The organism is Pseudomonas sp. BC42, from assembly GCF_021560055.1.
In the GTDB taxonomy this organism is placed as follows: domain Bacteria; phylum Pseudomonadota; class Gammaproteobacteria; order Pseudomonadales; family Pseudomonadaceae; genus Aquipseudomonas.
In genome coordinates this window covers 5,991,020-6,012,759 of the sequence record NZ_CP091067.1, presented here as the reverse complement: position 1 = coordinate 6,012,759, position 21,740 = coordinate 5,991,020, and the positions used below count along the sequence as shown (strand labels likewise).

The 21,740-nt window shown below is 64.8% G+C and carries 19 protein-coding genes and 1 pseudogene; 12 read left to right on the top strand and 8 right to left on the bottom strand.

What is annotated here, in order from left to right; all coding sequences use genetic code 11:
• Positions 1–15: 15 nt before the first annotated feature.
• Together antB and antA are read right to left on the bottom strand one after the other, a co-directional pair.
• Positions 16–507: an anthranilate 1,2-dioxygenase small subunit gene (gene antB / locus L1O02_RS27225; RefSeq protein ID WP_060837416.1), complete on the bottom strand. Its 492-nt coding sequence runs from the start codon at positions 505–507 to the stop codon at positions 16–18.
• Between the two features lie 2 nt (positions 508–509).
• A complete protein-coding gene (gene antA, locus L1O02_RS27220; RefSeq protein WP_235759050.1) occupies positions 510–1,898 on the bottom strand; it encodes an anthranilate 1,2-dioxygenase large subunit in 1,389 nt (462 codons plus the stop codon).
• A gap of 338 nt (positions 1,899–2,236) precedes the next feature.
• On the opposite strand from antA, the gene L1O02_RS27215 reads away from it, so the two are divergent.
• Positions 2,237–3,250 carry a helix-turn-helix domain-containing protein gene (locus L1O02_RS27215; protein ID WP_060837418.1) on the top strand — a complete coding sequence of 338 codons (1,014 nt, stop codon included), beginning with the start codon at positions 2,237–2,239 and terminating at the stop codon, positions 3,248–3,250.
• 6 nt (positions 3,251–3,256) lie between these two features.
• On the opposite strand, the gene L1O02_RS27210 is transcribed toward L1O02_RS27215, so the two are convergent.
• Positions 3,257–3,730, bottom strand: coding sequence for an Lrp/AsnC family transcriptional regulator (locus L1O02_RS27210; protein WP_016964416.1), 474 nt, complete (start codon positions 3,728–3,730; stop codon positions 3,257–3,259).
• A gap of 188 nt (positions 3,731–3,918) precedes the next feature.
• Here L1O02_RS27210 and kynU point away from each other — a divergent pair, with 188 nt between their 5' ends.
• Positions 3,919–5,169, top strand: a complete 1,251-nt coding sequence (kynU, locus tag L1O02_RS27205; RefSeq protein ID WP_235759048.1) for a kynureninase — start codon at positions 3,919–3,921, stop codon at positions 5,167–5,169.
• Between the two features lie 110 nt (positions 5,170–5,279).
• Positions 5,280–6,708, top strand: a pseudogene (locus tag L1O02_RS27200) (amino acid permease).
• Here L1O02_RS27200 and L1O02_RS27195 read toward each other — a convergent pair.
• From L1O02_RS27195 to L1O02_RS27185, 3 genes are all read right to left on the bottom strand, one after another.
• Positions 6,705–7,076 carry a MerR family transcriptional regulator gene (locus tag L1O02_RS27195; RefSeq protein ID WP_060837421.1) on the bottom strand — a complete coding sequence of 124 codons (372 nt, stop codon included), beginning with the start codon at positions 7,074–7,076 and terminating at the stop codon, positions 6,705–6,707. The pseudogene L1O02_RS27200 and the gene L1O02_RS27195 sit on opposite strands and share 4 nt — an antisense overlap.
• Before the next feature lie 64 nt (positions 7,077–7,140).
• Positions 7,141–7,716 carry an NAD(P)H-dependent oxidoreductase gene (locus L1O02_RS27190; RefSeq protein WP_060837422.1) on the bottom strand — a complete coding sequence of 192 codons (576 nt, stop codon included), beginning with the start codon at positions 7,714–7,716 and terminating at the stop codon, positions 7,141–7,143.
• 56 nt (positions 7,717–7,772) lie between these two features.
• Positions 7,773–8,654: a LysR substrate-binding domain-containing protein gene (locus L1O02_RS27185; RefSeq protein WP_060837423.1), complete on the bottom strand. Its 882-nt coding sequence runs from the start codon at positions 8,652–8,654 to the stop codon at positions 7,773–7,775.
• A gap of 215 nt (positions 8,655–8,869) precedes the next feature.
• Here L1O02_RS27185 and L1O02_RS27180 point away from each other — a divergent pair, with 215 nt between their 5' ends.
• Positions 8,870–9,634 (top strand): sulfite exporter TauE/SafE family protein, encoded by a 765-nt coding sequence (locus L1O02_RS27180; protein ID WP_060837424.1) that lies wholly within the window; start codon positions 8,870–8,872, stop codon positions 9,632–9,634.
• Positions 9,635–9,643: 9 nt separating this feature from the next.
• Here L1O02_RS27180 and L1O02_RS27175 read toward each other — a convergent pair whose 3' ends face one another.
• Positions 9,644–9,958, bottom strand: coding sequence for a putative quinol monooxygenase (locus L1O02_RS27175; protein WP_060837425.1), 315 nt, complete (start codon positions 9,956–9,958; stop codon positions 9,644–9,646).
• A gap of 203 nt (positions 9,959–10,161) precedes the next feature.
• On the opposite strand from L1O02_RS27175, the gene L1O02_RS27170 reads away from it, so the two are divergent.
• The 8 genes from L1O02_RS27170 (at position 10,162) to L1O02_RS27135 (ending at position 20,399) form a co-directional block, all read left to right on the top strand.
• Positions 10,162–10,752: an NAD(P)H-dependent oxidoreductase gene (locus tag L1O02_RS27170; protein ID WP_060837426.1), complete on the top strand. Its 591-nt coding sequence runs from the start codon at positions 10,162–10,164 to the stop codon at positions 10,750–10,752.
• Between the two features lie 75 nt (positions 10,753–10,827).
• On the top strand, positions 10,828–11,739 hold the full coding sequence (locus tag L1O02_RS27165) for a LysR family transcriptional regulator (RefSeq protein WP_060837427.1): 912 nt from the start codon (positions 10,828–10,830) through the stop codon (positions 11,737–11,739).
• Positions 11,740–12,694: 955 nt separating this feature from the next.
• A complete protein-coding gene (gene ggt, locus L1O02_RS27160) occupies positions 12,695–14,362 on the top strand; it encodes a gamma-glutamyltransferase (RefSeq protein WP_060842414.1) in 1,668 nt (555 codons plus the stop codon).
• A 212-nt stretch (positions 14,363–14,574) separates the two neighbouring features.
• Complete coding sequence (locus L1O02_RS27155) at positions 14,575–16,020, top strand: SulP family inorganic anion transporter (RefSeq protein WP_235759046.1); 1,446 nt, start codon at positions 14,575–14,577, stop codon at positions 16,018–16,020.
• A gap of 215 nt (positions 16,021–16,235) precedes the next feature.
• Positions 16,236–17,585, top strand: coding sequence for a gluconate:H+ symporter (locus L1O02_RS27150; protein ID WP_060837430.1), 1,350 nt, complete (start codon positions 16,236–16,238; stop codon positions 17,583–17,585).
• The gene (locus L1O02_RS27145; RefSeq protein WP_060837431.1) at positions 17,586–18,446 is read left to right on the top strand and encodes a MurR/RpiR family transcriptional regulator; all 861 of its coding nucleotides are present in this window, start codon (positions 17,586–17,588) and stop codon (positions 18,444–18,446) included.
• Between the two features lies 1 nt (position 18,447).
• Positions 18,448–19,914: a D-aminoacylase gene (locus L1O02_RS27140; protein ID WP_235759044.1), complete on the top strand. Its 1,467-nt coding sequence runs from the start codon at positions 18,448–18,450 to the stop codon at positions 19,912–19,914.
• 116 nt (positions 19,915–20,030) lie between these two features.
• Complete coding sequence (locus tag L1O02_RS27135; protein ID WP_060837433.1) at positions 20,031–20,399, top strand: glyoxalase superfamily protein; 369 nt, start codon at positions 20,031–20,033, stop codon at positions 20,397–20,399.
• 6 nt (positions 20,400–20,405) lie between these two features.
• On the opposite strand, the gene L1O02_RS27130 is transcribed toward L1O02_RS27135, so the two are convergent.
• Positions 20,406–21,434 carry an AraC family transcriptional regulator gene (locus tag L1O02_RS27130; RefSeq protein ID WP_060842417.1) on the bottom strand — a complete coding sequence of 343 codons (1,029 nt, stop codon included), beginning with the start codon at positions 21,432–21,434 and terminating at the stop codon, positions 20,406–20,408.
• Positions 21,435–21,740: the final 306 nt, after the last annotated feature.

Genomic DNA, 21,740 nt, shown 5'->3' with positions numbered 1-21,740 from the left:
GGGATGTCCGTCGAGTCAGAGGTGGTAGAAGTCGAGCACCGAGTTGATCGTGTCGTTGAGCAGCAGCACGTGCTTGCGCTGGATCAGCCAGCTGTCGCCATGGGGCTTGAGGTCGTAGGTGGCGTGACCGTAGAAGTCCTCGGAGGTGGCCAGGCGATAGAACAGCGTGTGCCAGTTCAGGCGCACCTGCAGCAGCCCGTTGGCGCCCTCGCTGATGCGCAGGTTGCTGACCATGTGCAGGGTGCGCGGCATGGGAATGGTCGACGCCGCCTTGCCGGTGCGCAGGCGGAACACCCGGTCTTCCAGCCCCGAACGGTTGGCGTAGTAGATCAGCGACATCTCGCGCTTCGGGTCCCGGGTGTAGACGTGTTCCGAGTCCCACTGCGGCAGGTGGAACTCGCTGTCCACGGCGAACAGCTGCAGGTAGGCGTCCCAGTCCTGGGCGTCGCAGAGCTCGGACTTGCGATAGAAGAATTGCTCGATCTGGTACTGCAATTGCGCATTCATGTTCATACCTCACGCAGTTTCAGGGGCTGGCGCTGCAGGCCGTCGAGGAGGAATTTCTGCCAGTTGCGGTGCTGGTTGACGTACAGCCCTTCATGGGTGATCTCGGTGCCGGTCATGGCCGGCTGGATGCCCAGGTTCTCGCTGTTGGCGGTGGGGCCGGTGGTCCAGCGGTGATGACCGCGCGAGACATCGCTCCAGCGCTCCAGGCGCCCCTGGAAGCCGCGCTGGGCCTCGCGAAACTCCACCAGGTCATCCGGCGTGCCCATGCCCGAGACGTTGAAGAAATCCTCGAACTGGCGAATGCGGTTTTCCCGGTCGGCATCGCTCTCGCCCTTGACCCCGATGCACTGGCTGATGATCTCGGTCTTGTTCCAGGCGATGGGGCGGATGATCCGCAGCTGCGAGCTGATCTGGTCGAGAAAGAACAGGCTGGGGTAGATGTTCAGGTTGCGCAGGCGGTGCATCATCCACTCGGCCTTGGCCTGGCCGTGCTCTTGCACCAGGCGCGGCATGATGTTGGCGTAGCCGGAGCGCACCGCCGGGTTGGGCATTTCGCTGAACAGCACGCTGTGGCCGTTGTTGAAGGCGAACCAGCCATCGTCGGTGCTGGCGTCGCCGGCGCCGAGCTTGCTGTAGTCCAGGGTGGCGCTGCTGCCGCTACCGTTGTCGCGGTTGACCTGCTGGCGGTGCTGCACCGTGGCCACGTAGTTGTAGTGCACGGTGCTGACGTGATAACCGTCCAGGCCGTTCTCGTTCTGCAGCTTCCAGTTGCCGTCGTAGGTGTAGGCGGACTTGCCCGGCAGCACCTCCAGCTCACCGTTGGGGGACTGGGCGACCATCATGTCGAAGAAAATCCGCGCGTCGCCCAGGAAGTCTTCCAGGCTGTTGTCGGCGGCCACGTCCAGGCTGATGAAGACAAAGCCCTTGTAGCTGTCGATGCGGGCCTTCTTCAGGCCGCGGGTGGCCTTGTCGAAGCCCTCGTCGTATTCCCCCGGGGCCTTGACCTTCACCAGGCGCCCGTCGCTCTTGTAGCACCAGGCGTGGAACGGGCAGGTGAAGGTCGACTGGTTGCCCTTGCCGACCCGGGTCAGGGTGGTGCCGCGGTGCTGGCAGGCGTTGATCAGGGCATTGAGCCGGCCCTCGCCGTCGCGGGTGATGATCATCGGCTGGCGCCCGGCGCGCAGGGTGATGAAGTCGTGATTGTTGGGCAGTTCGCTTTCGTGACAGGCGTAGATCCAGTTCTTCTCGAAGATCAGCTCCATCTCCAGATCGAACAGCTCGGGCTCGGTGAACATCTCCCGGGCGATACGGAACACTCCGTCCGCAGGGCGAAAATCCAGGCAGCCGTGGATGAAGTCCTGCCACTGCTCGACGCTTCTTGCACCACTCATGAGTCGGTACCTTTTTTATTCAGGTCAATCGGGTGCCGTCATTAGAGAGAGTGCGGGGCGCCGGTGGCTATCCGCTTAGTCGGCCAAGGCCATCCATAAAATTGCCTGGGTAGTTGCGACCCACCTTCGAGCGGATAAGCGATCGACGGCTGCATCCCGGGGCGCCGATCGGCTACTGTGAGCCCGGCCAGATGAGGACGATGGGGTCGGGTTATCCACTTAGTCGGCGATTGCTATCCACTGGGTTGGCAGCGTTGCCGGCTGGCGCAAAACTTGCCCTGTCACACAAGACGCGCCGTCAGAGCGCGCTGAATAACAATTGCCGTGGGTGCGCCGTGATGAATAGCAAGGCTGATGGGCTGTTTCGCGAGATTCGTATCGATCGCTATGACCTTGAAGGGGCCAGGAGCTGGATGTCGGGTATCTGTGGGCCGCATCGCCTGGAAACCGCGACCCCCGAACGGATCCGTTTTCACCACAGTGCCAACGTGCTCAGGTCACGCTCCACGACCCTGGGCATCATCGAGTACGGCACCGATGTGACCGTCGATATCGAGGACACCGAGCGCTTCAGCAGCTACAGCCTGAGCCTGCCCCTGTGCGGCGAACAGGAACTGAGCAAGGACGGTCGGCTGCTGCGTTCGGACCGCGACCAGGGGGTGATCGTTGCCCCCAACGAAAGCCAGGTGCTGGCCATCTCCGGCGACTGCCGCAAGCTGCAGGTGGTGATTTCCCGGCCGGCCATGAGCGAAGCCCTGGAGACCCTGCTGCAACGCCCGGTCGAGCAGCCGCTGCGCTTCGAACCGGCGATGGACGCGCGGCAGGGGGCCACCGCGGCCTGGTGGCGCATGGCCCAGCACTTCATCGGCGAGCTGACCCAGGGCAACGAGCTCTATGAACAGCTGGCCTTCACCCGGGAAATCGAAAGCTCGCTGATCAAGGGCCTGATCCTGGCCCAGCCCAACAACTACTCCAGCGAGCTGCGGGCCATGCTCGGGGTCAAGCTGCCGCATTACCTGGTGCGAGCCCGCCAGTACCTGCACGAGCATGCCCGTGAAGCGGTGCACCTGGAGGACCTGGAAGCCGCCGCCGGTGTCTCGCGCTTCAAGCTGTTCGAGGCCTTTCGCAAATACTTCGCCCTGTCGCCCATGGCCTATCTCAAGCGCCATCGGCTCAACGGTGTGCGCCAGGACATTCTCGAACACGGCGCAGCGCGCAATATTTCCGAGATCGCCCTGGGCTGGGGTTTCACTCACCTGGGGCGTTTTTCCGCCGAGTACCGCAAGCTGTTCGACGAGGCGCCCAGCGCCACCGCGCAGCGCCATCCGGCACGGCGCCCGGTGGGGTTCTAGGGCGGACTACTTGCGCAGTACCAGGTCCAGCAGGCCGTCCTGCTCCTTGATCTTCTGCAGGACGATCTCCGAGCGGATGTCGGTGACCCCCGACGCGCGATTCAGGTGATTGACGATGAAATCCGAGAAGTGCTTGAGGTTGCGCGCCTGCACCCGCAGCACGTAGTTGCTGGCGCCGGTGATCACGTAGGCGGCCACCACTTCCGGCCACTGCTGGACCTTGCCGATGAACGTCTCGTGCCAGCCTTCCACGTCCTGGCGCAGGGACACGTGGACGATGGCTTCCAGCTCGATGCCCAGGCGCTCGGCATTGAGCTGGGCGCGGTAGCCGCTGATGATCCCGTCGCCTTCGAGCATGCGCAGGCGGCGCAGGCAGGCCGAGGGTGAAAGGGCCACTTTCTCCGCCAGTTCCTGGTTGCTGATACGTCCATCCTGTTGCAGGAAGTAGAGGATGCGCAGGTCGGTGGAGTCGAGGGTCATGGCTGGCATAAATCCGCGTTTTTTATTGGAGGATTAGAATTTTATTCGAGATTAGTACGGTAACGCGCTGCACTTTGCACGAAAATTCTAGCTGGCTTCGTCCATTATTTCCTGAGTTTGCGGGTCGCCCAGACCCCGTGCCCGGCCTGTTCCAGGCGGGCATGACCTTGACCAAGACAGGACTTCCAATGATCGATAAAAACCACTGCCTGCGTCTCGATGAACAGGACCCACTGGCGCCGCTGCGCCAACAGTTTGCCCTGCCCGAGGGGGTGATCTACCTCGATGGCAACTCCCTGGGTGCCCGCCCCGTGGCGGCCCTGGAGCGGGCCCGGCAAGTGATCGAGCAGGAGTGGGGCGACGGCCTGATCCGCAGTTGGAACAGCGCCGGCTGGCGTGACCTGTCCCAGCGCCTGGGGGACCGCCTGGCCCCGCTGATCGGCGCCGGCAGCGGCGAAGTGGTGATCACCGACACCACGTCCATCAACCTGTTCAAGGTGCTCAGCGCCGCCCTGCAGGTGCAGGCCGGGCGCGCCCCCGAGCGGCGGGTGATCGTTTCCGAGAGCAGCAACTTTCCCACCGACCTGTACATTGCCGAGGGCCTGACCCGGATGCTTGAGCAGGGCTATTCCCTGCGCCTGGTGGACAGCCCGGACCAACTGCCGGCGGCGATCGACCAGGACGTGGCGGTGGTGATGCTCACCCACGTCAACTACAAGACTGGCTACATGCACGACATGCAGGCCGTCACCGGGTTGATCCACGAAGCCGGCGCCCTGAGCATCTGGGACCTGGCCCACTCGGCCGGCGCGGTGCCGGTGGAGCTGACTCGCAGCGGCGCCGACTACGCCATCGGCTGCACCTACAAGTACCTCAATGGCGGCCCGGGTTCGCAAGCCTTCGCCTGGGTCGCCTCGGCCCTGTGCAACCTGGTGACCCAGCCGTTGTCCGGCTGGTTCGGCCATGCCCGGCAGTTCGACATGGCCACCCAGTACGAACCCGCCAGCGGTATCGCCCGCTACCTGTGCGGCACCCAGCCGATCACTTCGCTGGCCATGGTCGAGTGCGGCCTGGAGGTCTTCGAAAAGACCGACATGCAGAGCCTGCGGCGCAAGTCCCTGGCCCTCACTGACCTGTTCATCGAACTGGTGGAACAGCGTTGCGCCGGCCACGAGCTGAAGCTGGTGACCCCACGCGATCACGCCAAGCGTGGCAGCCACGTGAGCTTCGAGCACCCCGAAGGCTACGCGGTGATCCAGGCCCTGATCGCCCGTGGCGTGATCGGCGACTACCGCGAGCCGCGGATCATGCGTTTCGGCTTCACCCCGCTGTACACCCGCTTCAGCGAAGTCTGGGACGCGGTGCAGATCCTCGGTGAAATCCTCGATCAGAAAACCTGGGCCCAGGCGCAGTTCCAGGTACGTCACAGCGTGACCTAAGGCGCGCTTCACCCCCTGGTCGCCGCCGCTCGCGGCGACCAGGCAAGCGGCACAAGGACGGGCCGTCACAACGATTCATACGTGCACACAACAATAAAGAGGCACTCAAAGTGACCACCTCCAACAAGGGTTTCGAAGCGATCTCCAATCGCGAGCACGGCCTCAGGCGCCAACTGACCGCCGGCCAGATGAGCATGATCGCCATCGGCGGGGCCATCGGCACCGGCCTGTTCATGGGCAGCGCCTACGCCATCGGCTATGCCGGCCCCAGCGTGCTGCTGAGCTACGCCATCGGCGCGCTGATCACCCTGATCCTGATGGGCTGCCTGGCGGAAATGACCGTGGCCCATTCCACCTCCGGTTCCTTCGGCGCCTATGCCGAGTTCTACGTCAGCCCGCTGGCCGGTTTCCTGGTGCGCTACGCCTACTGGGCGGCCATCGTCCTGGCGGTGGGCGCCGAAGTCACGGCCATCGCCATGTACATGAAGTACTGGTTCGCCAACGTTCCGGAATGGGTGTGGATCATCTCCTTCTCCAGCGTGCTGATCGTGCTCAACGCCATCAGCGTGAAGACCTTCGGCAACTTCGAATACTGGTTCTCCACCATCAAGATCGCCGCCATCGTCGGCTTCATCATCCTTGCGGTGTACGTGGTGTTCGGTTCCGGCAACCCCGACTACGGGCTGCACAACTACAGCGCCCACGGCGGCTTCTTCCCCAACGGTTTCGAGGGCATGTGGATCGCGGTGATCGTGTCGATCTTCAGCTACCTGAGCGTGGAGATGATCGCGGTGGCGGCGGGGGAGGCCAAGGACCCGCAGCGGGCGGTGAAGCAGGCCTTTCGCGCGACCATCGTGCGCCTGGTGGTGTTCTACCTGCTGACCCTGGCGCTGATGCTGGCCATCGTGCCCTGGGTCCAGGCCGGCAAGGCCCAGAGCCCGTTCGTCACGGTGATGCAGACCATCGGTATTCCCGGGGCCACCGGGGTGATGAACTTCGTGATCCTGATCGCCGCGCTGTCGGCGATGAACAGCCAGCTCTACATCACCACGCGGATGATGTTCAGCCTGTCCCGCGCCGGCTACGCCCCCAAGTCCATGGGGGCCTTGAGCAAGAGCGGGATTCCGCTCAATGCCCTGTTGCTGTCCAGCTCCGGCATCGCCCTGGCGACCCTGGTCAACGTGCTGTACCCGGAAAGCTCGTTCACCCTGATGATGGCGATCTCGATGTTTGGCGCGATCTTCACCTGGTTCATGATCTTCCTCACCCACTACTGCTTCCGCCGCTATCACCAGCGCCATGGCGAGCAGCAGCTGTCGTTCCGCATGCGCCTGTTTCCCTACAGCACCCTGCTGGGGCTGGTGCTGATGGGGGCGGTGATGATCACCACCTTCTTCACCGAGGCGTTCAAGATGACCCTGGTGTTCGGCGTGCCGTTCCTGCTGTTGCTGACCCTGGTCTACTTCCTGTGCTTCCGTAAGCCGAGGACGGTCGCCGGGTTGTCCGAGGTCTGAGGCCACGCCTCCCGGGTCGCCCTAGAGGCTGCCCAGGGGGCACTCCTCGCGAGCCTGTTGCAGGCTGGTCTCGAAAATTTCGAGCCGGCCCTGCAACTGTTGCAAATCATCGATCTGCCGTTGCAGCTCGCGCCTCTTTTGCGCCAGGGCGGCCTGCGCGCGGTCCCAGGGAAAGGCCTGACCCTGGTGCGTGGCGAACACCTGCTGCAACTCCTTGAGCTTGAAACCCAACTGCTGCGCGCACTTGATGAACATCAACTGCTCGACGCTCTGCGCGTCATACAGGCGGTAGCGACCCTGGCGCGGAGCTGCGGGCAACAGGCCGATGGCTTCGTAGTGACGGATGCTCTTGACCGTGGTTCCGGACAGTTGCGCGGCTTGGCCGATGTACATGAAGGCTCCTTTTCCAGTACCGGGCCGTCCGGCGGTGGACGGCGTTGCGCATTATCCGGCGCTTTCACTGCCTGGCAAGGTACTGCGCCTGCATCAGCCAATCCGCCTTGCGTTCTTCGCTGGCGTCCAGCACCGGGCCAAAGGTCAGGGTGCGCAACGGCTTGATGCCGCAGAAATCCAGGGTGGTGCGGCGCATCTGCTGCAAGCCGGGCATGCGGTAGAACCAGCGGAAATACCAGGGCGGGGTGTCCATGGTCACCATCAGGTGGGCGGTGCGGCCCTTGAGCAGTTGCTCGGGAAAGGCCTTGCCGGGGCGGTACTTGAAGGCGAAGCCCGGCAGCAGCACGCGGTCGAGAAAACCTTTCATCAGCGCCGGAATTCCGCCCCACCAGATGGGGAAGACCCAGGTCAGGTGCTCGGCCCAGAGGATGTCGGCCTGGGCTTGGCGCAGGTCCTCTTCCAGGGGCTGGATCTGCCGGTAGCCTTCATGCAGGACCGGGTCGAAGTGCAGGTCGCCGAGCCTGAGCTGGCGCACCTCATGCCCGGCCTCCTGCGCCGCCTTCACGTAGCGCTCGCTCAATGCCGCGCACAGGCTGTGGCGCGAGGGGTGGCCGAGAATCACCAGGATGCGTTTGCTCATTACCGTGGTCCTTGAGGAATAAACCCCAAGGCTAAAGTCTGCCCCTAGGGGGAGAGTCAAGGTTCCAGCAGCGCGCGACACAAACCCTGTGCGTACAGCGGCAGGGCCTCGAAGTCGCGGGCGCACAGCAACAGCCGGCGCCGTGCCCAGGCCTCCTCCAGGGGGCGGCTGTGCAGTTGCAGATGCGGGTTGCGCTGCAGGGCGGCCAGGGGCACCAGGGCCAGCCCGGCGCCACGGGCGACCATGCGCAGCAGCGCGTCGAAACCCTCGGCGCGGATGCGCAATGGCATGCGCCGGCCCAGGTGCAGGGCCTGTTCCTCCAGGTACACCGCCAGGGCGCTGTGGCTGGCCAGGCCGACATAGTCGTAGGCCAGGCTGTCGCTGAAGCTGGGGGCCGGCTGGGCGCTCAAGGGGTGGTCCGGGGGCATCGCCAGCACCAGTGGATCGTCGTGAAATGCCCGGGTCATCAGGCCCTGGGTGTCGACCGCATCGGAGACGATCCCCAGGTCCGCGGCGCCCTGGCGCAGGGCGTGGGTGATGCGCTGGCTGGGCAGTTCCTGCAGCTCGATATCGACCTGTGGATGGCTGTGCAGGAAGTCCGCCAGCAACTCCGGCAAGTACTCGCTGAGGGCGGTGGTGTTGCACAACAGACGCACCTGGCCCTTGACCCCCCTGGCGTACTCACCGAGGTCCTGTTGCAGGTGCTCGGCGTACAGCAGCAGCGTTCGCGCGTGCTGGGCCAGGGCCTTGCCGGCGGCCGTCGGACGGATGCCGCGACGCCCGCGTTCGAGAAACTCGATGCCCAGGGAGGCTTCCATGGCGCGGATTCGAGCGCTGGCGGCGGCCAGGGACAGATGGCTGCGAGCGGCCCCGGCGGTAATGTTGCCGGCCTCCAGAATATTCAGGTACAGGCGCAGGTCGATCAGATCGAAGTGCATGGGACATCCCTCGGCGAACATCATCTCTGTAGGAGCCGGCTTGCCGGCGAAGAGGCCTTCGGATTTTGCATCGGGCTTGAGCGCGCCTTCGCTGGCAAGCCAGCTCCTACGGCTGTGGCGGGCAATAGGTTTTGGCATGTGCCTCTTGCTGGGCAAGAGGCTGGCTCAGTATATGGCAGATTTTCAGCACGCCGCTGCGGGTGCAGGATTGGCCCATGAACAGCTCACTCGCGTTTTATCAGCATCTCGGAATGGCCCTTTCACTGCTGGTCATCGGCACATTCTTGCTGGCCGGCATGGTCAAGGGCGTGATCGGTCTCGGGCTGCCCACCATTGCCATGGGGCTATTGGGGCTGGCTATGGCTCCGGCGCAGGCTGCGGCCTTGCTGATCATTCCGGCGACCCTGACCAATCTCTGGCAACTGGCCTTTGGCGGGCACCTGCCGGCGTTGCTCAAGCGTCTGTGGCCGATGTTGCTGGCGATCTTCGTCGGCACCGTCGGCGGTTCCCTGTGGCTGGGCATCGAGGGCGGGCATTGGGTGGTGCGCGGGTTGGGCGCGGCGCTGCTGCTGTATGCCCTGAGCGGCCTGTTGCTGCCGACCTTGCGGGTGTCGGCGGCCCGGGAGCGCTGGCTGGCGCCGCTGTGCGGGCTGGTCACCGGGGTGATCACCTCTGCTACCGGGGTGTTCGTGATCCCGGCGGTGCCTTATCTACAGGCCCTGGGCTTGAACAGGGACTCACTGGTGCAGGCCCTGGGCCTGTCGTTCACCGTCTCGACCCTGGCCCTGGCCGGCGGCCTGCTGTGGCGTGGCGCCCTGGGCGGCGCCGAACTGGGGGCGTCCGTGCTGACCCTGGCTCCGGCGCTGCTGGGCATGTGGTTGGGGCAATGGTTGCGCCAGCACATCAGCGCCGTGCTGTTCAAGCGGGTGTTCTTCATCGGCCTCGGGCTGCTGGGCGGGCACTTGCTGATCAGTGGCTAGAGCTTGTGCTCAGCGGCCAGCCGAGGCCGGGCTGAGCATGTCGATGGCGCGGATCTCGAAATCGCGCTCCAGGTAGTCCATGCGCGCGGCGAGAAACTGCTGCATGTGCGGCAGGCCCGAGTGGCTATCCAGCGCCTCCTGGGAGGCCCAGACCTCGTAGAAGATGAACAGGCTTGGGTCTTCCCGGTCCCGCAGCATGTGGTACTCGATGCAGCCGGCTTCAGCGCGGCTGGCGGCGACATGGCTCAGGAAAAACGCCTCGAAGGCGTCGGCGCGTTCGGCGCGGGTCTTGGCGTGGAGGATAAAGGCCTGGGGCGTGGACATGCACAAAGCACTCATTGACGGGAAAGGTGCTGAGAATCCTAAGGCAAAGATCGGCTGTCGATTCGTGCATTTTGGTCAAATGTATTTTGAGCAACCCGGGCTTATTCTCCGCGCCCTGCCTGATTAACCTGCCGCCATCGTTTGCAACCTTCACAGCCCGCCGCTGCCAATGCGCGATGGGTTGTCCCCGATGAGGCCGGATCATGAAAAAAGTACTGCTGCTCAATGGCGCCAAACAGTTCGCCCACTCCGATGGCCGTTACAACGCCACCCTGCACGACACCGCCCTGGCGGTGCTGGATCGCGGTGGCCTGGAGGTCAAGGTCACCCATATCGACGAGGGCTATGACATCCAGGAAGAAGTGGCGAAGTTTCTCTGGGCCGACGTGATCATCTACCAGATGCCCGGCTGGTGGATGGGCGCGCCGTGGATCGTCAAGAAGTACATCGACGAAGTCTTCACCGAAGGCCACGGCAGCCTCTACGCCAGCGATGGCCGGACCCGCTCCGACGCCTCGCAGAAGTACGGCAGCGGCGGCCTGATCCAGGGCAAGCAGTACATGCTCTCGCTGACCTGGAACGCGCCGCAGCAGGCCTTCGACGACCCGACCGACTTCTTCGAAGCCAAGGGCGTGGACGCGGTCTACTTCCCGTTCCACAAGGCCAACCAGTTCCTCGGCATGAGCGGTTTGCCAACCTTCCTCTGTGTCGACGTGATGAAGCGCCCGAACATCGAAGGCGATGTGCAGCGTTATGCGCAGCACCTCAAGGCGGTGTTCAATCTCCAGGGCTGAATCCGGCTACTATTGAGCGCCTTGAAGCGGGCCTGCGGTTTATCCAGGGCCCACCAGCGCCGATAAAGGACTCCTGTGAAAGCCCGATCCGACGAGTTGCAAGTCTTGGTTTGCGTCATCGAGTGCGGTTCGATTTCCGCCGCGGCCGAGCAATTGGCCCAGACCCCTTCGGCGGTCAGCCGCAGCTTGTCGCGGCTGGAGGCCAAGCTCGAGACCACGCTGATCAACCGCACCACTCGACGCATGGACCTGACCGAAGAAGGGCGCTACTTCTTCGAACAGGCCAAGCGCATTCTCGATCAGATGGACGAGCTCGAAGAGCGCCTGTCGTCGCGCCAGCGCACCCCGTCCGGGCGTTTGCGGATCAACGCCGCGTCGCCCTTCATGCTGCACGCCATCGTTCCCCATGTGGCCGAGTTCCGCCGCCTGTACCCGGATATCCAGCTGGAGCTCAACAGCAACGACCTGATCATCGACCTGCTGGAGCAAAGCACCGACATTGCCATCCGCATCGGCGTGCTGGCGGATTCGACCCTGCATGCCCGCTCCCTGGGCTGCAGCCCGTTGCACATTCTTGCCAGCCCCGATTACCTGGCCCGCCACGGCACCCCGCAGAGCGTGGCGGAACTGACCGGGCACACCTTGCTCGGGTTCACCCAGACCGAGACCCTCAACCACTGGCCGTTGCGCCATGTGCATGGCGACCGCTGGCAGATCCAGCCGGACATCAGCGCCTCCAGCGGCGAGACCTTGCGCCACCTGGCGCTGGAAGGGCAGGGCATTGCCTGCCTGTCGCATTTCATGACCGTCGACGACATTCGCGCCGGGCGCCTGCAACCGCTGCTGGCCGCGTTCAACAGCGGCTATCGCCAGCCGATCAACGCGGTGTACTACCGCAACTCGCAACTGGCCCTGCGCATCCAGTGCTTCCTGGATTTCATCCAGGGCAAGCTGGCCGATTACGCCCACCCCGAGTTCCAGGGCTGAAAGCCCCGTTCCCCGCCTATCAGCCGTAGGAGCCGGCTTGCCGGCGAAGAGACCCCCAGGTTTTGCGCGAGTCTTGAAATCGCTTTCGCTGGCAAGCCAGCTCCTACGGTGGCTGTGTGTATCGGGTCTGTCCGGCAATCGATCCCTTGTAGGAGCCGGCTTGCCGGCGAAGAGGCCCCCAGGTTTTGCGCACGTCTTGAAATCGCTTTCGCTGGCAAGCCAGCTCCTACGGTGGCTGTGTGCATCGGGTCTATCCGGCAATCGATCCCTTGTAGGAGCCGGCTTGCCGGCGAAGGGGCCCCCAGGTTTTGCGCAAGTCTTGAAATCGCCTTCGCTGGCAAGCCCGCTCCTACGGTGGCTGTGTGCATCGTGTCTATCCGGCAATCGATCCTTTGTAGGAGCCGGCTTGCCGGCGAAGGGCCCCCCAGGTTTTGCGCACGTCTTGAAATCGCTTTCGCTGGCAAGCCAGCTCCTACGGTGGCTGTGTGTATCGGGTCTGTCCGGCAATCGATCCCTTGTAGGAGCCGGCTTGCCGGCGAAGGGGCCACCGGATTGGCGCCAGTCCCGAGATCGCTTTCGCTGGCAAGCCAGCTCCTACGGTGGCTGTGTGCATCGTGTCTATCCGGCAATCGATCCCTTGTAGGAGCCGGCTTGCCGGCGAAGAGGCCCCCAGGTTTTGCGCGAGTCTTGAAATCGCTTTCGCTGGCAAGCCAGCTCCTACGGTGGCTGTGTGTATCGGGTCTGTCCGGCAATCGATCCCTTGTAGGAGCCGGCTTGCCGGCGAAGGGGCCAGCGGATTTGGCGCCAGTCCCGAGATCGCCTTCGCTGGCAAGCCAGCTCCTACGGTGATCCATGGCTGAGGCTTGGGACGTTCGTGCCACGATTGGCGATTGCTCGACCCCCCGTCTCGGGCCTAAGGTTCTTGCCGTTCAAAAACAAGAAAAGGAAGGACTTTATGCGCATTCTGTTGTTCAAGTCCCTGGCCCTGACGGCTGCCATCGCCGCCAGCGGTTCGGCCTTTGCCGTGACCCTGGAAGGTGGCGCGGTAGCGGCGCCCAACCAGTACGGCGCCGATGTCGCGGCGCAGATCCTGAAGAAGGGCGGCAACGCGGTGGATGCGGCGGTGGCCACCGCGTTCACTCTGGCGGTGACCTACCCCGAGGCCGGCAATATCGGCGGCGGCGGGTTCATGACGATGTACATCGACGGCAAGCCCTACTTCCTCGACTACCGGGAAACCGCGCCCAAGGCCGCGACCCGGGACATGTACCTGAATGAAAAGGGCGAGGTGATCGAGAACCTGAGCCTGGTGGGCGCCCGCGCCGCCGGGGTGCCGGGCACCGTGATGGGCCTGTGGGAAGCCCACCAGAAGTTCGGCAAGTTGCCGTGGAGCGAGCTGATCACCCCGGCCGTGGGCTACGCGAAAAACGGTTTCAAGGTGGCGGACAAGCAGTACCAGTACCGCGAAGATGCGCTGAAGCTGTTCAACGGCAGCACCAACTTCGGCGACTACTTCGGCAGCATGAAACCCGGTGAAACCTTCCGTCAGCCGGAGCTGGCCGCGACCCTGGAGCGCATCGCGGACCAGGGCGCCAAGGAGTTCTACAGCGGCAAGACCGCCGACTTGCTGGTGGCCCAGATGCAGGCCGACAAGGGCCTGATCACCAAGCAGGACCTGCAGGACTACAAGGTCCAGTGGCGCCAGCCGCTGCAGGTGACCTTCCGGGGCAACACCCTGTACACCGCGCCGCCGCCCAGCTCCGGCGGGGTCGCCCTGGCGCAGCTGATCAGCATCAAGGAAGAGCGCGCAGCGGACTTCAAGGGCGTCGAGCTGAACTCGGCCAAGTACATCCACCTGCTGGCGGAAATCGAGAAACGCGTATTCGCCGACCGCGCCGACTACCTGGGCGACCCGGCGTTTTCCGAGGTGCCGGTCAAGCAGCTGACCGACCCGGCGTACCTGAAAAAACGCGCCGCCGAAGTCAACCCGAATGCCATCTCGGCCACCGAGAAGGTGCGTCCCGGGCTTGAGCGGCACCAGACCACCCACTTCTCCATCGTCGATGCCCAGGGCAACGCGGTGAGCAACACCTACACCCTGAACTGGGATTACGGCAGCGGCGTGGTGGTCAAGGGCGCGGGCTTTTTGCTCAACGACGAAATGGACGACTTCAGCGCCAAGCCCGGCGTCGCCAACGCCTTTGGCGTGGTCGGCGGTGACGCCAACGCTATTGCTCCCGGCAAGCGCATGCTGTCGTCCATGAGCCCGAGCCTGGTGACCCGTGACGGCAAGGTCACCCTGGTGCTGGGCACCCCCGGTGGTTCGCGGATCTTCACCTCGATCTTCCAGGTGCTGAACAACCTCTACGACTACCACCTGCCCCTGGAGAAGGCCGTGGCCGCGCAGCGCGTGCATCACCAACTGCTGCCCAAGGACACGATCTACTACGACGCCTACGCGCCGCTCACCGGCAAGGTCGCCGACGAGCTCAAAGCCATGGGCTACACCCTGGAAGACCAGGGCTGGGAGATGGGCGACATCCAGGCGATCCGGGTCAACGGCACCGCGCTTGAAACCGCTTCCGACCCCCGTGGTCGTGGCGTCGGCAAGGTCGTCAAATAACCACTGAACCGCTGTAGGAGCCGGCTTGCCGGCGAACGGGCCCGTCAGCCTGGCGCCCGATCGAGCGCCGCTTCGCTGGCAAGCCAGCTCCTGCCTTTGTTGCTCACGCGCCGACGAGCGGCTGTTCGGCGGCGCTTCAATTCCGTACCATTGCGCGCCTTTTTCCGCTCTCCCCCAGGACCGCGTCCGCCGGTCCGTCGATCAGGTCAACCATGAAAGCAAAACGTCTGCGCGCCGATGTCCTGGCCGGACTCACCACGTCCTTCGCCTTGCTCCCCGAATGCATCGCCTTCGCCCTGGTGGCTCACCTCAACCCGTTGATGGGCCTGTACGGCGCCTTCTTCATCTGCACCCTGACCGCACTGTTCGGCGGTCGCCCCGGGATGATCTCCGGTGCTGCCGGTTCCATGGCGGTGGTGATCGTCGCCCTGGTGGTGCAGCACGGGGTGCAGTACCTGCTGGCCACGGTGTTGCTGGGCGGGTTGGTGATGGTCGCCTTCGGCCTGCTGCGCCTGGGCAAGCTGGTGCGCATGGTGCCGTACCCGGTGATGCTGGGCTTCGTCAACGGCCTGGCGATCGTGATTGCCCTGGCCCAGCTGGAGCATTTCAAGAGCGGCGAACACTGGCTCAGCGGCCGGCCGCTGTACCTGATGGGCGGCCTGGTGGCGCTGACCATGGCCATCGTCTATCTGCTGCCGCGCCTGACCCGCGCCGTGCCGCCGGCCCTGGTGGCGATCCTCGGCGTCGGTTTGCTGGTGTACCTGCTGGACCTGCCGACCCGCACCCTGGGCGACATGGCGCACATCGCCGGCAGCCTGCCGGGCCTGGCCGTGCCCCAGGTGCCGTGGAACCTGGAGACGCTGTCGATCGTCGCGCCCTACGCGCTGCTGATGGCCATGGTCGGCCTGCTGGAAACCCTGCTGACCCTCAACCTCACCGATGAAATCACCGAGAGCCGCGGCCATCCGGACCGTGAATGCGTGGCCCTGGGGGCGGCCAACATGGTCTCGGGGATGTTCGGCGGCATGGGTGGCTGCGCGATGATCGGGCAGACCGTGATCAACCTCAGTTCCGGCGGCCGCGGGCGCTTGTCCGGGGGGGGGGCCGGTGGCCTGATCCTGCTGTTCGTGCTGTTTGCGGCGCCGCTGATCGAAGGCATTCCCCTGGCGGCGCTGGTGGGGGTGATGTTCGTGGTGTCACAGCAGACCTTTGCCTGGGCCTCGTTGCGGGTGATCCGCAAGGTGCCGCTGAACGATGTGCTGGTGATCTTTGCGGTGAGCGTGATCACGGTGTTCACCGACCTGGCCATGGCGGTGTTCTGCGGCATTGTCATCGCCGCCCTCAACTTCGCCTGGCAGCAGGCCCGGGAGCTGTATGCCGACGCTCACCTGGAGGCCGACGGCAGCAAGCGCTATCAGTTGCACGGCACTTTGTTCTTCGCCTCCACCACGCCGTTTCTCAACCAGTTCGACCCGGCGGGCGATCCGCAGCACGTCACCATCGACTGTCGCCACCTGAGCTTCGTGGATTACTCGGCCATCGCCGCCCTGAAAACCCTGCGCGAGCGTTATGCCAAGGCCGGCAAGCACCTGCAGGTGCTGCACCTGTCCGAACGTTGCAGGCAGCTGCTGAAACGGGCTCGGGTGCAGCCCGACTGAAGCCCTCGGGCGAGTCGTTCCGCTCGGCGGTTTGTCAGGGCCGTGGAGTGAAAATATCCACTGCCGATTTTCATCGAGCGGCGTTTTACTTAGCTGTTCGCGACAAGGCCTGCCTCTTTACGAAAATTAGTTTCACTGGGTTTGAAACCCTCCTCCTTAAGTGATTAAAGCGTTTCACAACCATTCGAAGTGACGCTGTCTTCAAGGAGGGTCCCATGGCTCCTGCATCGGGTTTTTGGCTGCTGGGCTACGCCGCAGTCGCCATCATTGCGTTGATCGTGTTGATCGCTCGCTACCGGCTCAATCCCTTTATCGTCATCACCCTGGTGTCCGTCGGCCTGGCGCTGATGGCCGGCATGCCGCCGTCCGGCGTGGTGGGTGCCTATGAAGCCGGGGTCGGCAAGACCCTGGGCCATATCGCCCTGGTGGTGGCCCTGGGCACCATGCTCGGCAAGCTGATGGCCGAATCCGGCGGCGCCGAACAAGTGGCGCGGACCTTGATCGACCGCTTCGGCGAGCGCAACGCCCATTGGGCCATGGTCTGTATCGCCTTTCTTGTGGGGCTGCCGCTGTTTTTCGAAGTGGGTTTTGTACTGCTCATCCCCATTGCCTTCACCGTGGCACGGCGGGTGGGGGTGTCGCTGCTGATGGTGGGCCTGCCCATGGTCGCCGGGCTGTCGGTGGTCCACGCCCTGGTGCCGCCGCACCCGGGGGCGATGCTGGCGGTGCAGGCCTATCAGGCGTCGGTGGGGCAGACCCTGCTGTACGCGATCCTGATCGGCGTGCCCACGGCGATCATCGCCGGTCCGGTGTATGCCCGGTTCATCGTGCCGCACATCCACCTGCCGGCCGAGAACCCCCTGGAGCGTCAGTTCATTGCTCGCGAACCCCGGGCGCGCCTGCCCAGCTTTGGCCTGACCATGTTCACCATCCTGCTGCCGGTGGTGCTGATGCTGATCGGCGGCTGGGCCAACCTGCTGGCCGAGCCCGGCACCGGGCTCAATCAGTTCCTGCTGTTCATCGGCAACTCGGTGATCGCTCTGTTGGTGGCCACCCTGGTGAGTTTCTGGACCCTGGGGCTGGCCCAGGGCATCAACCGTGAATCGATCCTCAAATTCACCAACGAATGCCTGGCGCCCACGGCCAGCATCACCTTGCTGGTGGGGGCCGGGGGCGGCCTGAATCGGATTCTGATCGACTCCGGGGTCACCGAGCAGATCGTCGGCCTGGCCCATGAGTTCCAGCTGTCGCCGCTGTGGATGGGCTGGCTGTTCGCGGTGCTGATGCGGGTCGCCACCGGCTCCGCCACCGTGGCCCTGACCACCGCCTCGGGGGTGGTGGCGCCGGTGGCCGTCGGCCTGGGCTACCCGCACCCGGAACTGCTGGTGATCGCCACCGGCGCCGGCTCGGTGATTCTGTCCCACGTCAACGACGGTGGCTTCTGGCTGGTGAAGGAATACTTCAATATGACCGTCACTCAAACCTTCAAGACCTGGACCGTGCTGGAGACGCTGATTTCGCTGATCGCCTTCGGCCTGACCCTGGGTCTCGCGGAGCTGCTGTAGATGGACATTCTTTACAAGATCCGTTCGGGGCTGAACGACTTCAGCGCCGGGGAGCAGCGGATCGCCCGTCTGCTGCTGGACGACGTCGGCTTTGGCGCCTCCGCCAGCCTCGACGAACTGGCCCGACGCGCCGAAGTCAGCGCCGCCACCCTGTCGCGGTTTGCCCGCAGCGTCGGGTGCCGCGACCTGCGTCAACTGCGCCTGCAACTGGCCCAGGCCAGCGGCGTCGGCAGCCGCTTTCTCGACCCGGGCAGTACGCCCGAGCAGTCCGGTTTCTACCGGCAGATCGTCGGCGACATCGAGTCCGTGCTGCATCGGCACCTGGCCGGTTTCACCCAGGCGCAGTTCGCCGACGCGGTGCGCTTGCTGGGGCGCGCGCGGATGATTCACGCCTTCGGCAGCGGCGGCTGCTCGACCCTGTGCAGCGATGAACTGCAGGTGCGCCTGGTGCGCCTGGGCTACCCCATCGCCGCCTGTCACGACCCGGTGATGATGCGGGTCACCGCCGCCGCCCTGGGGCCGCAAAACGCGGTGATCGCCTGTTCCCTGACCGGCATCACCCCCGAGCTGCTGGAGGCGGTGACCCTGGCGCGCACCTACGGCGCGGGGATCCTGGCCATCACCTTGCCCGACTCGCCCCTGGCGCAACTGGCGGATGTGCTGCTGCCCCTGCACAGCGCCGAAACCCCGTTCATCTACAAGCCCACCGCCGCCCGCTACGGCATGCTCCTGGCCATCGACGTGCTGGCCACCGAGCTGGCCCTGGCCCAGCCGGACGACAACCAGGAGCGCCTGCGGCGAATCAAGCTGGCCCTGGACCATTACCGTGGCGGCGAAGACTGCCTGCCCCTGGGAGACTGACATGCGCTACGACACGCTGATCCGCAACGCCCTGATCATCGACGGCAGCGACCGCCCGGGTTACCCCGCCGACCTGGCGATCGGCGACGGTCGCATCGCCTGTATTGGCGATCTGTCCATGGCCACGGCCGAGGTCGATATCGATGCCGCCGGGCGTGTGCTGGCCCCGGGTTTCATCGACGTGCACACCCATGACGACACGGTGGTGATCCGCCAGCCGCAGATGTTGCCCAAGCTCAGTCAGGGCGTGACCACGGTGATTGTCGGCAACTGCGGGATCAGCGCCGCGCCGGTGAGCCTCAAGGGCGACCCGCCGGACCCGATGAACCTGCTGGGCGAGCGCGGCATGTTTGTCTACCCGCGTTTTTGCGACTACCGCGCGGCGGTGGACCAGGCGCAGCCAGCGGTGAATGTCGCGGCCCTGGTGGGGCACACGGCGCTGCGCAGCAACCACCTGCCGGACCTGTACCGCAGCGCCAGCGCCGATCAGATCGCGGCCATGCGCGGGCAGTTACGCGAGAGCCTTGAGCAGGGGGCCCTGGGCCTGTCCAGCGGGCTGGCCTACGCCAGCGCGTTTAGCGCCGACACCGATGAAGTGCTGCAACTGGCCCAGGAACTGACGGCATTCGGCGCGGTGTACACCACCCACCTGCGCAGTGAGTTCGAGCCGGTGCTGGAGGCCATGGACGAGGCCTTCCTCATTGGTCGCGCGGCCCGGGCGCCGGTGATCGTCTCCCACCTCAAATGCGCCGGGGCCGGCAACTGGGGACGCAGCCCGCAACTGCTGGCGGCCCTGGAGCGGGCGGCCCAGGATCATCCGGTGGGCTGTGATTGTTATCCCTACGCCGCCAGCTCTTCGACCCTGGATCTCAAGCAGGTTACCGATGCGTACCGCATCACCATCACCTGGTCCACGCCGCACCCCGAACAGGGCGGTCGTGATCTGAACGAGATTGCCGACGAGTGGGGCGTCAGCCTGCTGGCCGCCGCCGAGCGCCTGCAACCGGCGGGGGCGGTGTACTACGGCATGGATGAAAGCGATGTGCGGCGCATCCTCGCCCATCCGCTATCGATGATCGGCTCCGATGGCCTGCCGGACGATCCCTTCCCCCATCCGCGCCTGTGGGGCGCCTTTCCCCGGGTGCTCGGGCACTTCAGTCGCGATCTGGGCCTGTTCCCGCTGCACACCGCGGTGCACAAGATGACCGGGCTTTCCGCCGCGCGCTTCGGCCTGCAGCAGCGCGGCGAGATCCGCGAAGGGCACTGGGCGGATCTGGTGCTGTTCGACCCGGCGCGGGTGCGCGACGTGGCCGACTTCAAGCACCCGCAGCAAGCGGCGCAAGGGATCGACGGGGTTTGGGTCAACGGGGTGTGCAGTTATGCCCAGGGCCGGGCCAACGCTCAGCGCGCCGGGCGCTTCCTGCCGCGGGAGGGGGATTTGCGCCGGGGCTTTCGCACCGCGGGCTGATTCTTTGATCTTCGTCACAGTGATGGCGCGGTGCTATTAAAGAATCCCTGAGTGGCGCCGAAGTGCTGGGAACCGCCGTCGGTACAGGCGGCTTATTTCGGTCAGGGAGTCGTGCAATGAGCTTTGGCAAAACCACCCCCATCCTGCGGATCTTCGATGAAGCCAAGGCCCGGGAGTTTTACCTCGACTTCCTGGGGTTCAACCTGGATTGGCAGCATCGTTTCGAGGATGACTTTCCGCTGTACATGCAGGTGTCCCGGGGCGAATGCGTGCTGCATCTGTCCGAGCATCACGGCGATAGCACCCCGGGTGCGGCGCTGCGGATCGAGACCGACGAGCTGGAAGCCTTCCAGCAGCAATTGCTGGCCAAGAACTACCGTTTCTCCCATCCGCAGATCCAGGCCATGCCCTGGGGCAGCCAGGACATGACCGTCAGCGATCCATTCGGCAATCGACTGGTGTTCACCAACGCCATTTGCGTCTGAGGGGGCTCAGGCCTTGCCGGTGCTCAGCGTGGCCTGACGGAATTGCCCCGGGGTCAGCCCGGTGCGGTTCTTGAAGCTGCGGTGAAAGGAACGGGATTCGCTGTAGCCCAGGCAATCGGCGATGTCCTGGATCGACAGGGCGCTGTGGCGCAAGTGGTGCTCGGCCAACTCCTGGCGCAAGTCATCGAGAATCTGCTGGTAGGAGGTGCCGGCCTGTTGCAGCTGGCGCTGCAGGGTGCGTTCCGACATCTGCAACTGCTCCGCCACCTGCTCCTTGCGCGGCAGGCCGTCCTTGAGCAACTGGCGCAACAGGTTCTGCACCTGCAACGCCAGGGGCGCATCGCCCAGGGACGCCATCATCGCCTGGGCATGTTCTTCCAGGGTCTTGAGCAGGCGTGCGTCGGCCTGGCGCAGGGGCAACTGCAGGTAGTCCAGTGGCGCCACCAGCGCCGAGCAGGGTTGCTGGAACAGCACCGGGCAGCCGAACAACGCCTCGTACTGCGCCGCCTCGGCCTGGTCCGGCAGGGCGTGCTCGAACCACACTGCGCTGGGCGACAACTGCGAGTCGGCGATCCAGCGCGCGTACAACAGCCAGGAGGCCAGGACGTTTTCCACCAGGTGCCGGCGAATGTCCGGGCGCTGATGGCGGCAATTCCAGATCAGCCGCACCTGATCGCCTGCCGCCTCGGCGCGACTGGTGCCCATGTCCCCCACCAGTTTTTCGAACGGCATGATGCGGCCCATGGCTTCGCCCAGGGTCGCGCAGTTCATGGTGATGTAGCCCAGCACGTTCCAGGAGCTGGGTTTGACGAAGCGCGCCGAATTCAGCCCGAACAGCGGATCGCCCGAGTGCTGGCAGAAATAGTCCAGCAGCCGTTCATGCACCTCCATGGGCAGGCGCAGGCTGGTGTCGTTCAACTGCGCGGCTTGCAGCCCGGCCGCCGCCAGCGCCGGCTCGGTGGCAATACCCAGTTGCTCGGCATAGAGCAGGTATTTCAGCAGGGGCGGGACCGAAGTAAAACCGAGGCTGGGCATGTACGGGTTCCTGGTGACTAATCCCTAGGACAGCAGGACGAAGACCGGGAAAGGTAACGGCAAACCCCAAGGGCTGTAAATGGCCTGCGCCCCCGCTTCTTGTAGCCGCTGCCGCAGGCTGCGACCGGCCCCGAAGGGGACGCCGCTCTTGAGGACCTCGGAAGGCCCTGCGGGCCTTGTCGCAGCCTGCGGCAGCGGCTACAGAGGTAGGGCGTCCATGCGCGGGGCACCTTGCGTGCGCCGGTTGTCTGGAGTACCGGTCTACCAACCCGCGTGTGGCCGCCACCCTGGTTCAAGGGGGGGGGC